The sequence below is a fragment of the Streptomyces sp. NPDC004752 genome (assembly GCF_053601275.1).
The window spans coordinates 1-12,382 of record NZ_JBSGBN010000083.1 but is presented as its reverse complement, the minus strand read 5'-3'; the positions used below and the strand labels follow the sequence as shown (position 1 = coordinate 12,382).

The following is a 12,382-nucleotide window of genomic DNA, read 5'->3' as shown; positions in this document are numbered from 1 at the left end:
GCGTGCACACGGTCACAACCCCCTCATTAGTTCACCTTTCAACTTATTAGGTAGACTTCATTCATGGAGACCGAGACGGCCACACCCTGGCTGACCGATGCGGAGCAGTGCGCCTGGCGCACCCACTTGGAGGTCAACAGGCTGTTGACGTATCAGCTGGAAAAGGATCTGCAGCCGTTCGGCCTGACGATGAACGATTACGAGATCCTGGTGAATCTGTCCGAGTCCGAGGACGTACGAATGCGGATGAGCGACCTCGCGTCCGCCACCCTCCAGTCCAAGAGCCGCCTCTCGCACCAGATCACGCGCATGGAGAACGCCGATCTGGTGCGGCGCGAGAACTGCGAGTCCGACCGCCGGGGGCTGTACGCGGTGCTGACCGAGCACGGCCTGGAGACGGTGCAGAAGGTCGCGCCGCATCATGTGGCGTCCGTGCGCAGGCACTTCATCGATCTGCTCGCGCCGGGGGCCCTGGTGGAGCTGGAGAAGGGCCTGAAGCCGATCGCCGAACATCTGCGGGGCCAGCGCGGCCGCCTCTGATCAACCCCCGGCCACCGGTCGGTGGGCGATGGGTTGCGGCAGCGACAGGAGCCACAAGCCGAGCGACAACGAACCGCCGGGCCGGCCGGTAGCCGACAAGCAGCCCGGCGCACGCAGCGCCGCTCGAACTCCCGTGATTCACGGCGGTGTTCGCCCGGGGCCCCGCCCCGCGGTTCGGCAGCACACCGAGCGCGCTGTCCGCCGAGCGCGCGGCCGGCATCCGGGGCGCCGGGGCCACGCCGTACGAACGGTCCGTCACCAGTGCCACCAGGAGCACCCCCACGGCGCCCAGCGCAAGCCCCCCGCCCCTGACCACCACGCCCGGCGCCGCACAGCCGCCGGTGACGACACGCACCCCCGTCGCCCGGGCGCCGGACGGCAGGGGCGGGGCGCGGGGCGGGGCCGCGGGACGCGGGGCGGGACGCACGACCCCGCGCAGGGCCGCGCAGCGCGTGGCCCCGGCCACGCTCAAGGCTGGCCGTTGCGGCGCGGGACGCAGAACGCGGGACGCAGGACACCGCGAAGGGCGCCGGCCGCCGGACACGGGGCGGGACGCCTCGGCGCGAGGCGAGACGCACGACCCCGCGCAGGGGCGCGCAGCGCGTGGCCCCGGCGGCGCTCGGGACCCGCCGTTGCGGGGCGGTGGAGGGTCAGCTCTGGGTGAGGCCCGCCACCAGTTCGTCCGCGGCGCGGTAGGGGTCCAGCTCGCCGGCGACGATCCGTTCCGCGAGGGCGCTCAGGTGGCGGTCGCCGTGCAGGTCGCCGATGCGTTCACGCAGGGCCGTGACGGCGATCGTCTCCACCTCGTGGGCGGCGCGGGCCAGTCGGCGCTCCGCCAGCACCCCTCGCTCCTCCATCCACGCGCGGTGCTTCTCCAGCGCCTCCACGACCTCCTCGACGCCCTCCGCGCGGGAGGCGACCGTCTTCACGATGGGCGGGCGCCAGTCGCCGGGGCCGCGCGCCTCGCCCAGGCCGAGCATGTGGTTCAGTTCGCGGGCCGTGGCGTCCGCGCCGTCACGGTCGGCCTTGTTGACGACGTACACGTCGCCGATCTCCAGGATGCCCGCCTTGGCCGCCTGGATGCCGTCGCCCATCCCCGGGGCCAGCAGGACGACGGACGTGTCGGCCTGGGAGGCGATCTCCACCTCCGACTGGCCGACGCCGACGGTCTCCACGAGGACCACGTCGCAGCCCGCCGCGTCCAGCACCCGGATCGCCTGCGGGGCGGCCCAGGCGAGTCCGCCCAGGTGCCCGCGGGTGGCCATGGAGCGGATGTAGACGCCGGGATCGGAGGCGTGTTCAGACATCCGCACCCGATCGCCGAGCAGCGCCCCGCCGGAGAAAGGCGAGGAGGGGTCGACGGCCAGGACGCCGACCCGTCGGCCCTGCTTGCGGTACGCCGTCACCAGCGCCGAGGTCGACGTCGACTTGCCGACGCCCGGGGAACCGGTGAGGCCGACGACGTACGCTCCGCCGGTCAGCGGCGCGAGCGCCGCCATCACCTCCCTCAGCTGCGGGGACGCCCCCTCCACCAGGGAGATCAGCCGGGCCACCGCCCGCGGCCGGCCGTCCCTGGCCTCGGCCACCAGAGAGGAGACGTCCTGCATCACTGCTCCGTTCGTCGCTCGACGTACCCGCGGCCATCCGGCGTACGGGGCGGCTCACACCTTCGGTACCCGCACGATCAGCGCGTCACCCTGGCCGCCGCCCCCGCACAGGGCGGCCGCGCCGACCCCGCCGCCGCGCCGCTTCAGCTCCAGCGCCAGATGCAGGACGAGCCGGGCACCGGACATGCCGATCGGGTGGCCCAGGGCAATGGCGCCCCCGTTGACGTTCACCTTTTCGGTGGATACGCCCAGGTCCTTCATTGACTGGACCGCGACGGCGGCGAATGCCTCGTTGATCTCGATCAGATCGAGGTCGGCGACCTCCAGGCCCTCCTTCTTCAGGGCGTGCAGGATCGCGTTCGACGGCTGCGACTGGAGGCTGTTGTCCGGACCCGCGACGTTCCCGTGCGCGCCGATCTCCGCGATCCACTCCAGGCCCAGCTCCTGCGCCTTGGCCTTGCTCATCACGACGACGGCCGCGGCGCCGTCGGAGATCTGCGAGGCGGTACCGGCGGTGATGGTGCCGTCCTTGGTGAACGCCGGGCGCAGCCGGGCCAGCGACTCCACGGTGGTGTCGCCGCGGATGCCCTCGTCCTGGCTGAACAGGACCGGGTCACCCTTGCGCTGCGGGATCTCCACGGGGGTGATCTCGGCCTCGAAGACGCCGTTCTTCCGGGCGGCGGCGGCGCGCTGGTGGGACAGGGCGGCGATCTCGTCCTGCTCCGGCCGGCCGATGCCCAGGCGTGTGTTGTGCCGCTCGGTGGACTCGCCCATGGGGACGTTCTCCCACGGGTCGGTCAGGCCGTCGTACGCCATCGCGTCGAGCAGTTCGACCGCGCCGTACTTGTAGCCCTCGCGGGACTTCGGGAGCAGGTGGGGGGCGTTGGTCATGGACTCCTGGCCGCCCGCCACCACGATGTCGAACTCACCCGCGCGGATCAGCTGGTCGGCGAGGGCGATCGCATCGAGCCCGGACAGACACACCTTGTTGACGGTGAGCGCCGGCACGCTCATCGGGATGCCGGCCTTGACCGCGGCCTGCCGGGCCGGGATCTGCCCCGTCCCGGCCTGGAGCACCTGGCCCATGATCACGTACTGCACCTGGTCGCCGCCGATCCCCGCGCGGTCCAGGGCGGCCTTGATCGCGAAGCCTCCGAGGTCGGCGCCCGAGAACGACTTGAGCGAGCCGAGCAGCCGTCCCATCGGAGTACGGGCACCCGCGACGATCACGGAGGTCGTGCTGTTCGTTGCTGACATGAGGTGCGATCCCCTTCCAGCTGCACAGAAGCTGAGGAATGAACGAGGGTTAACTTCGAATGTTTCGAATGTACTGAGGGGTTGTCGGGACCGTCATCGGCCTTTCGGTGTGATCGCGCGCACGTTGCGTCATCACCTCCGGAGCGCTGCACTGAACCCATGCTGACGCGAATCGACCACATCGGGATCGCCTGCCACGACCTCGACGCGACCGTCGAGTTCTACCGGGCGACCTACGGCTTCGAGGTCTTCCATACCGAGATCAACGAGGAGCAGGGCGTACGCGAGGCCATGCTCAAGATCAACGATACGTCCGACGGCGGCGCTTCGTACCTCCAGCTCCTGGAACCGGTCCGGGAGGACTCCACGGTCGCGAAGTGGCTGGCGCGGAACGGCGAGGGCGTCCACCACATCGCCTTCGGTACGGCGGACGTGGACGGGGACGCCGCCGACATCCGCGACAAGGGCGTACGCGTGCTGTACGACGAGCCCCGGCGGGGCTCCATGGGGTCCCGGATCACCTTCCTGCATCCGAAGGACTGCCATGGCGTTCTCACAGAACTGGTCACTTCGGCGCCTGTTGAGTCACCTGAGCACTGACCGCCGTACATAAGGGCCGGTAGGGTTGGGGGCGGTCGCCCCCGAAGGCCGGGCGGCGGCCGCATGCCGGGGTCCGTGTTTCGGGGGACGAGCATCGGGGCAGCAGCCCGTGCTCCGCCGTTGATCTGACACCATTCCCCGGGGGCCCCGTTCGGCGGACGGACGGTGCTCGTTCGGAGAAACTTGCGACCAGGGGACGGATGGGACCGCGCAGTGCGGGGCTACGAGAGCCAGGAGCGAGAGCCGGCGGCTGACGTCGACCACCTCTCTCGGTTCGAGGCCGAGATGAAGCGGCTGAAGACCGAGCGGGAAAAGGCGATCCAGCACGCCGAGGACCTCGGCTACCAGGTCGAGGTGCTGCGCGCCAAGCTGCACGAGGCGCGGCGCACCATCATGTCCCGCCCGGCGTACGACGGCGGTGACCTCGGGTATCAGGCCGATCAGCTGCTGCGCAACGCCCAGCTGCAGGCCGACCAGCTGCGCCAGGACGCCGAGCGGGAGCTGAGCCAGGCCCGCGCCCAGACCCAGCGCATCCTCCAGGAGCACGCCGAGCAGGCCGCCCGGCTCCAGGCGGAGCTGCACCAGGAGGCGGTCACCCGCCGCCAGCAGCTGGACCAGGAGCTGGCCGAGCGCCGGCAGACCGTCGAATCGCACGTCAATGAGAACGTGGCGTGGGCGGAGCAGCTGCGCGCCCGTTCCGAGTCGCAGGCCCGTCGGCTGCTCGACGACTCCCGCAGCGAGGCCGAGCAGGCCATGGCCGCCGCCCGTGCCGAGGCCGAGCGGCTGACCGCCGAGGCCCGGCAGCGGCTGCGGGCCGAGGCCGAGGCCGGCCGCGCGGAGGCGGAACAGCTGCTGCGGCGGGCCCGCTCCGATGCCGAGCGGCTGCTGAACGCCGCGTCCACGCAGGCCCAGGAGGCCACCGACCACGCCGAGCAGCTGCGCTCCTCCACCGCCTCGGAGTCGGACGCCGCGCGCCGGCAGGCCGGCGAGCTGAGCCGGGCCGCCGAGCAGCGCATGGCGGACGCCGAGACGGCGCTGCGCGAGGCGCGCGGCGAGGCGGAGAAACTGGTCGCCGAGGCGAAGGAGGCCGCAGGCAAGGCCCTGGCCGGCGCGGAGGCCACCAACGAGCAGCGCACGCGCACCGCCAAGGAGCAGGTCGCGCGGCTGGTCAGCGAGGCCACGAAGAACGCCGAGAGCACCCGGTCCGAGGCCGAGCAGATCGTCGCGGACGCCCGCGCGGAGGCCGAGAAGATCGTCGCCGAGGCCGGCGAGAAGGCCCGCACCGTCACCGCCGAGGAGGCGGCCTCCCAGCTGTCGAAGGCGGCGAAGACCGCCGAGGACGTCCTCGACAAGGCGGCCGAGGAGGCCAAGCACACCACCAAGGCGGCGGCCGAGGAGGCCGAGCGGATCCGCACCGAGGCGGAGACCGAGGCGGACCGGCTGCGCGCCGAGGCGCATGACATCGCCGAGCAGCTCAAGGGCGCGGCGAAGGACGACACCAAGGAGTACCGGGCCAAGACGGTCGAGCTGCAGGAGGAGGCGCGCCGACTGCGCGGCGAGGCTGAGCAGCTGCGGTCCGACGCGGTCGCCGAGGGCGAGGGCATCCGCGCCGAGGCCCGGCGCGAGGCGGTCCAGCAGATCGAGGAGGCGGCCAGGTCCGCCGAGGAGCTGCTGGCCAAGGCCAAGGCGGACGCGGACGAGCTGCGCCAGACGGCCACGACGGACAGCGAGAAGGTCCGTACGGAGGCCATCGAGCGGGCGACGACCCTGCGCCGCCAGGCCGAGGAGACCCTGGAGCGGACCCGCAAGGAGGCCGAGCGGCACCGCGCGGAGGCCGCCGAGCGTGCCGAGGCGGTCACGGCCAACGCCGAGCAGGCTGCGCGTGAGCTGCGCGCGGAGACCGAGCGGTCCGTCGAGGCGCGGCGCGAGGAGGCGGCCCGGGAGCTGACCCGGCGGCACACCGAGGCCGAGGAACGGCTCGCCGCCGCCGAGCTGGCGCTGGACGACGCCCGCGAGGAGGCGGCCCGCATCCGTCGCGAGGCCGCCGAGGAGACGGAGCGGCTGCGCACCGAGGCCGCCGCCGACGCCTCCGCGTCCCGCGCGGAGGGCGAGACCGTCGCCGTGCGCCTGCGTTCGGAGGCGGCGGCCGAGGCCGAGCGGCTCAGGACGGAGGCGCAGGACACCGCCGACCGGGTCCGGGCCGAGGCACAGGCCGCCGCCGAGCGGCTGGGCACGGAGGCGTCCGAGACGCTGGCCGCCGCCCAGGAGGAGGCCGCCCGGCGCCGCCGCGAGGCCGAGGAACTCCTCGGCGCCGCCCGCCAGGAGGCCGACCAGGAGCGGGAGCGGGCCCGCGAGCAGAGCGAGGAGCTGCTGGCGTCGGCCCGCAAGCGGGTCGAGGACGCGCAGGCCGAGGCGATCCGGCTGGTCGAGGAGGCCGACCGGCGCGCCACCGAGATGGTGTCCGCGGCCGAGCAGCACGCCCAGCAGGTCCGGGACTCCGTGGCCGGGCTGCACGAGCAGGCGCAGGAGGAGATCGTCGGCCTGCGCTCGGCGGCCGAGCATGCGGCGGAGCGGACCCGGCGGGAGGCCGAGGAGCAGGCGGACCGGGTGCGCGCCGACGCCTACGCCGAGCGGGAGCGGGCCGGCGAGGACGCGAGCCGGCTGCGGCGCGAGGCCCAGGAGGAGTCGGAGGCGGCCCGGACGCTCGCCGAGCGGACGACGACGGAGGCGATCGCCGAGGCGGAGCGGCTGCGTACGGAGGCGTCGGCGCACGCCCAGCGGCTGCGCACCGATGCCTCGGACACCCTCGCCGAGGCCGACCAGGCCGCCACGCGTACGCGTGCGGAGGCCCGCGAGGACGCCAACCGCATCCGGTCCGACGCCGCGACGCAGGCGGACACGCTGATCACCGAGGCGCGCAACGAGGCCGAGCGGCTCCAGGCGGAGACCGTCGCCGAGGCCGACCGGCTGCGCGCCGAGACGGCCGCGGAGGCCGAGCGGGTGCGGGCCGAGTCCGTCGCCAAGGCGGAGAAGCTGATCGCGGACGCGAGCGGGGAAGCGGAACGGCTGCGCGCCGAGGCCGCCGAGACCGTCAACTCCGCGCAGCGGCACGCCGAGCGGATCCGCAGCGAGGCCGAGCGGGTCAGGGCCGAGGCGGAGGCGGAGGCCGAGCGGCGGGTGTCCACCGCGCGCGAGGAGGCCGACCGGACGCTGGACGGGGCCCGCAGTGACGCCAACAAGCGGCGGTCCGAGGCGGCCGAGCAGGTCGACACCCTCATCATGGAGACCACGGCGGAGGCCGACAAGCTGCTCACGGAGGCGCAGCAGCAGGCCCACAAGACCACCGCGGAGGCCGAGGGGCAGGCCGACACGATGGTGGGCGCGGCCCGCCAGGAGGCCGATCGGCTGCTGTCGGAGGCGACGGTCGAGGGCAACTCGCTGGTGGAGAAGGCCCGTACGGACGCGGACGAGCTGCTGATCGGCGCCCGCCGGGACGCCACCGCGGTCCGGGAGCGCGCCGAGGAGCTGCGCGAGCGCCTGACCAACGAGATCGAGGAGCTGCACGAACGGGCCCGCCGCGAGGCCGCCGAGACGATGAAGTCGACCGGCGACCGCTGTGACGCGCTCATCAAGGCTTCGGAGGAGCAGCTCGTCAAGGCGCAGGCGAAGGCCAAGGAGATCGTCTCGGACGCCAACTCCGAGGCGGGTAAGGTCCGTATCGCCGCCGTGAAGAAGGCCGAGGGGCTGCTCAAGGAGGCCGAGCAGAAGAAGGCCACCCTCGTCAGGGAGGCCGAGGCGCTGAAGGCCGAGGCGATCCGCGAGGCCCGGCGCACGGTCGAGGAGGGCAGGCGCGAACTTGAGGTCCTGGTGCGCCGTCGCGAGGACATCAATGCGGAGATCTCCCGTGTCCAGGACGTCCTGGAGGCGTTGGAGTCCTTCGAGGCCCCGTCGTCCGGCAAGGACTCAGGGATCAGGGCGGGCGCGACGATCGGCGCTCCCCGATCGGGTGGCAAGTCGTCAGAAGGCTAGCGGCCCGGGAGCGTTCCGGTATGTTGTGGGCTCTTTGCCCGAGTTCTTGGCAAGCCATCTGGCGGTTAGCCACTCAAAAGGGGTGTCATTCTCCAGTTCAAACACGCATCCGCTCGATGACACACCGCTTCGGCCCCTAGGATTCCCCCTATCACCTCACCGGTCTCTTTCGACAGGAACCCCATGAGCGACACTTCCCCCTACGGCTTCGAGCTTGTGCGGCGTGGGTACGACCGCGCTCAGGTGGACGAACGGATCTCCAAACTCGTCTCCGACCGTGACAGCGCGCTCACCCGCATCACCGCTCTGGAAAAGCGCATCGAGGAGCTTCACCTCGAGACGCAGAACGCCCAGGCACAGGTAAGCGACGCCGAGCCGTCGTACGCAGGTCTCGGCGCGCGGGTCGAGAAGATCCTCCGCCTCGCCGAGGAGGAGGCCAAGGATCTGCGCGAGGAGGCCCGCCGGGCGGCCGAGCAGCACCGCGAGCTGGCCGAGTCGGCGGCCCAGCAAGTGCGCAACGACGCGGAGTCGTTCGCGTCCGAGCGCAAGGCCAAGGCCGAGGACGAGGGCGTCCGGATCGTCGAGAAGGCCAAGAGTGAGGCCTCCCAGCTGCGTGCCGACGCGCAGAAGGACGCGCAGTCCAAGCGCGAGGAGGCGGACGCGCTCTTCGAGGAGACCCGTGCGAAGGCCGCGCAGGCCGCCGCCGACTTCGAGACGAACCTCGCCAAGCGCCGCGAGCAGTCCGAGCGCGACCTGGCCTCGCGTCAGCAGAAGGCCGAAAAGCGCCTTGCCGAGATCGAGCACCGCGCGGAGCAGCTGCGCCTGGAGGCCGAGAAGCTGCGTACGGACGCCGAGCGCCGCGCCCGCCAGACGGTGGAGACGGCCCAGCGTCAGGCCGAGGACATCGTGGCCGACGCCAACGCCAAGGCCGACCGCATCCGCTCGGAATCCGAGCGCGAGCTGGCGGCGCTCACCAACCGCCGCGACAGCATCAACGCCCAGCTGACGAACGTCCGCGAGATGCTCGCCACGCTCACCGGCGCCGCGGTGGCCGCGGCCAGCTCCCCGACCGAGGACGAGCCGATCTCCCGCGGTGTGCCGGCCCAGCAGTCCCGGTAACGCCCGCAACACCCGGCGTACGCCGACGGAATATTGACGAAGCCCTCTGCCGCTCGGGTGGCAGAGGGCTTCGTCCCGTCTTAGCGTGTCCGCATGATTGAGCTGGAGGGGTTGACCAAGCGGTACGGCGACAAGGTCGCGGTGCAAGACCTCAGCTTCGCCGTGCAGCCGGGGATCGTCACGGGCTTCCTCGGGCCCAACGGCGCCGGCAAGTCCACGACGATGCGGATGATTCTCGGCCTCGACCATCCCACCGCGGGCGATGTCCGGATCGACGGCAAGCACTACGACCAGTTGAAGGACCCGTTGACGTACATCGGGGCGCTGCTGGACGCGAAGGCCGTGCACGGTGGCCGGAACGCCTATCACCATCTGCTGTGTCTGGCGCAGAGCAACTCGATCCCCGCCCGCCGGGTGAACGAGGTGCTGGACACCGTGGGGCTCACGGCGGTGGCCCGGAAGAAGGCCAAGGGGTTCTCGCTCGGCATGGGGCAGCGGCTCGGGATCGCGGGTGCGCTGCTCGGCGACCCGCGGATCCTGATGTTCGACGAGCCGGTCAACGGGCTCGACCCCGAGGGCATCCACTGGATCCGGAACCTGATGAAGTCTCTGGCCGCCCAGGGCCGAACCGTGTTCGTCTCCAGCCATCTGATGAGCGAGATGGCGCTGACGGCCGAGCACCTCGTCGTCATCGGCCAGGGGCGGCTGCTCGCCGACACCTCCATGGCCGGTTTCATCCGGGAGAACTCGCGGTCGTACGTCCGTATCCGCACCCCGCAGCGCGAGCGGCTGCTCGACGTGCTGCACGAGGCCGGGATCGCGGTGGTGCAGGCCGGTGGCGGCGCGCTGGAGGTGGAGGGCGGCAAGGCCGAGCGGATCGGCGAGCTGGCCGCCCGGCACGGGGTCGTGCTGCACGAGCTGAGCCCGCAGCAGGCGTCCCTGGAGGAGGCGTTCATGCAACTGACGGCGGAGTCGGTGGAGTACCACGCGCACTCCGACTCCGACGCCACCCCGGTCCCGCGGGACTGGGGTGCCGACTGGAAGGGAGTGTGAGCCATGACGGCCGTCCAGGTCATCCGGTCCGAGTGGACGAAGATCCGGTCCGTGGCGTCGACGGTGTGGACGCTGTCCCTCGCCGTGGTCGTCACGATCGCCCTCGGCATCCTGATCTCCGCCCTGTCGCGGAGCCAGTTCGACGACATGTCCGCCCAGGACCGGCTGTCGTTCGACGCGACCTATGTGAGCTTCGCGGGCATGAGCCTCGGGCAGCTCGCGATGATCGTGTTCGGGGTGCTGGTGGTGTCGAACGAGTACAGCACCGGCATGATCCGCGTGTCACTGGCCGCGGTCCCGCGGCGCGGCACGTTCCTGTTCAGCAAGATCGCGGTGGCCACCGGGCTGGCTCTCGTGGTGGGCCTGGCGACCAGCTTCGCCGCGTTCTTCCTCGGGCAGGCGATGCTCGGCTCCCACCGGACGCAGCTCGGCGACCCCGGTGTACTGCGGGCCGTCGTCGGCGGCGGGCTCTATATGACCCTCATCGCGGTGTTCTCGATGGGCGTCGCCGCGATGCTGCGCTCGCCGATGCTGTCGCTCGGCGTCCTGATGCCGTTCTTCTTCCTGATCTCGAACATCCTCGGCAACGTCCACGCGACGAAGAGGATCGGCCAGTTCCTGCCCGACCAGGCCGGCAGCCGGATCATGCAGGTGGTCCCCCGGGTCGACGACGACACCCCGTACGGGCCCTGGGGCGGCCTCGGCATCATGGTGCTGTGGGCGCTCGCGGCCGTGATCGGCGGTTACGTCCTGCTGAAGCGGCGGGACGCGTAGTGACGGCGGGCCTTTGCCATGTCTTGGGCGGAACCGTCAGCGCCCGGATAAGCTCCTAACCCTTACGGGGTTGTGTGTGCCCCGCTGTTCTGAACTGTTCGAGGCATACCTTCCGATGGGGACCGGAGCATGATCGAGGCTGTCGGCCTGACCAAGCGCTACGGCGACAAGACCGCCGTGCACAACCTTTCCTTCCAGGTGCGGCCCGGAGCCGTCACCGGCTTCCTCGGGCCGAACGGCTCGGGCAAGTCGACGACCATGCGGATGATGCTGGGCCTGGACAATCCCACCGCGGGCTCGGTGACGATCGGCGGCTACCCGTACCGCAAGTTGCCGAACGCCGCCCGCCAGGTCGGCGCGCTGCTCGACGCCAAGGCGGTGCACGGCGGCCGGCACGCCCGCAACCATCTGCTGTGCCTGGCCCAGCTCTCCGGCATCCCGGCCCGGCGGGTGGACGAGGTGCTCGGTGTCGTCGGCCTCCAGGGCGTGGCCCGGAGGCGTTCGAAGGGCTTCTCGCTCGGCATGGGCCAGCGGCTCGGCATCGCGGCCGCGCTGCTCGGCGACCCGCAGGTGCTGCTGTTCGACGAGCCGGTCAACGGGCTCGACCCCGAGGGCATCCTGTGGGTGCGCAACCTGATGAAGGCGCTCGCCGCGGAGGGGCGGACGGTGTTCGTCTCCAGCCACCTCATGAGCGAGATGGCGCTGACCGCCGACCATCTCATCGTCATCGGGCGCGGACAACTGCTCGCCGACATGAGTGTGACGGACTTCATCTCGGCCAACTCCGCCGACTTCGCGCGCGTGCGGACCGCGGACATCGAGCCCGCACTGCGCGAGAAGCTGACCTCCGCGCTCACCGAGGCGGGCGGGCACGTACTGCCGGAGCAGGACGGCGCGCTGCGCGTGACGGGGCTGCCGCTCCCCCGCATCAGCGATCTGGCGCACGAGGCCGATGTACGGCTGTGGGAGCTGTCCCCGCATCAGGCGTCGCTGGAGGAGGCGTATATGCGGATGACTCAGGGCGCCGTGGACTACCGCTCCACCATCGACCAGAAGGCCGGGTTGCAGCAGCCGCTGCCGCCGGGCGCGCAGCCGCCGATGCCGGTGCCGGGCCAGGGCCAGCCGGGCTGGTACGCCCCGCCGCCGCCCGAGCAGGGCTCTCAGGCGTTCGCGATGCCTCCGGGGCAGCAGGCGCCGGGCGGTGCGCCCGCGGGACCCTACGGCGGACAGGGAGCGCCCGCGGGGGCGTTCGGCGCACCGGCCGGTACACCGAACCCGTACGGCGCTCCGGCGGCGCCCGGCGCGGGGCAGCCCAACCCGTACGCCCAGCCGGCCCCGCAGCCGCCCCAGGCGCAGCCCGCCGCGGGCGCACCGCCCCAGCCGGCCGGAGCGCCCGCACAGCC

At 72.0% G+C, this 12,382-nt stretch carries 9 protein-coding genes; 7 read left to right on the top strand and 2 right to left on the bottom strand.

The features are described 5' to 3' along the window. Positions 1–63: 63 nt before the first annotated feature. Positions 64–540: a MarR family winged helix-turn-helix transcriptional regulator gene (locus tag ACWEKM_RS29575; RefSeq protein ID WP_451624313.1), complete on the top strand. Its 477-nt coding sequence runs from the start codon at positions 64–66 to the stop codon at positions 538–540. 650 nt (positions 541–1,190) lie between these two features. Here the strand turns inward: ACWEKM_RS29575 and meaB are convergent. Continuing rightward, complete coding sequence (gene meaB, locus ACWEKM_RS29570) at positions 1,191–2,147, bottom strand: methylmalonyl Co-A mutase-associated GTPase MeaB (RefSeq protein ID WP_451624312.1); 957 nt, start codon at positions 2,145–2,147, stop codon at positions 1,191–1,193. A gap of 54 nt (positions 2,148–2,201) precedes the next feature. Then, on the bottom strand, positions 2,202–3,404 hold the full coding sequence (locus tag ACWEKM_RS29565; protein WP_451624311.1) for an acetyl-CoA C-acetyltransferase: 1,203 nt from the start codon (positions 3,402–3,404) through the stop codon (positions 2,202–2,204). A 159-nt stretch (positions 3,405–3,563) separates the two neighbouring features. Between ACWEKM_RS29565 and mce the strand changes: the two genes are divergently transcribed. From mce to ACWEKM_RS29535, 6 genes are all read left to right on the top strand, one after another. Further along, positions 3,564–4,004, top strand: a complete 441-nt coding sequence (gene mce, locus ACWEKM_RS29560; protein ID WP_451624310.1) for a methylmalonyl-CoA epimerase — start codon at positions 3,564–3,566, stop codon at positions 4,002–4,004. A 213-nt stretch (positions 4,005–4,217) separates the two neighbouring features. Further along, the gene (scy, locus tag ACWEKM_RS29555; protein ID WP_451624309.1) at positions 4,218–8,033 is read left to right on the top strand and encodes a polarized growth protein Scy; all 3,816 of its coding nucleotides are present in this window, start codon (positions 4,218–4,220) and stop codon (positions 8,031–8,033) included. A 183-nt stretch (positions 8,034–8,216) separates the two neighbouring features. Then, positions 8,217–9,152 (top strand): cellulose-binding protein, encoded by a 936-nt coding sequence (locus ACWEKM_RS29550; RefSeq protein WP_451624308.1) that lies wholly within the window; start codon positions 8,217–8,219, stop codon positions 9,150–9,152. A 93-nt stretch (positions 9,153–9,245) separates the two neighbouring features. Beyond that, positions 9,246–10,205, top strand: coding sequence for an ATP-binding cassette domain-containing protein (locus ACWEKM_RS29545; protein WP_451624307.1), 960 nt, complete (start codon positions 9,246–9,248; stop codon positions 10,203–10,205). Positions 10,206–10,208: 3 nt separating this feature from the next. Further along, the gene (locus ACWEKM_RS29540; protein WP_451624306.1) at positions 10,209–10,979 is read left to right on the top strand and encodes an ABC transporter permease; all 771 of its coding nucleotides are present in this window, start codon (positions 10,209–10,211) and stop codon (positions 10,977–10,979) included. Between the two features lie 129 nt (positions 10,980–11,108). Further along, positions 11,109–12,382: ABC transporter ATP-binding protein (locus ACWEKM_RS29535; protein WP_451624305.1), on the top strand; the 1,274-nt coding region annotated here is incomplete at its 3' end.

Bases quoted from the DNA above. Each gene is read 5' to 3' on its own strand.
- ACWEKM_RS29575 (WP_451624313.1), top strand. From the start codon at position 64: ATGGAGACCGAGACGGCCACACCCTGGCTGACCGATGCGGAGCAGTGC.
- meaB (WP_451624312.1), bottom strand. From the start codon at position 2,147: ATGCAGGACGTCTCCTCTCTGGTGGCCGAGGCCAGGGACGGCCGGCCG.
- ACWEKM_RS29565 (WP_451624311.1), bottom strand. From the start codon at position 3,404: ATGTCAGCAACGAACAGCACGACCTCCGTGATCGTCGCGGGTGCCCGT.
- mce (WP_451624310.1), top strand. From the start codon at position 3,564: ATGCTGACGCGAATCGACCACATCGGGATCGCCTGCCACGACCTCGAC.
- ACWEKM_RS29550 (WP_451624308.1), top strand. From the start codon at position 8,217: ATGAGCGACACTTCCCCCTACGGCTTCGAGCTTGTGCGGCGTGGGTAC.
- ACWEKM_RS29545 (WP_451624307.1), top strand. From the start codon at position 9,246: ATGATTGAGCTGGAGGGGTTGACCAAGCGGTACGGCGACAAGGTCGCG.
- ACWEKM_RS29540 (WP_451624306.1), top strand. From the start codon at position 10,209: ATGACGGCCGTCCAGGTCATCCGGTCCGAGTGGACGAAGATCCGGTCC.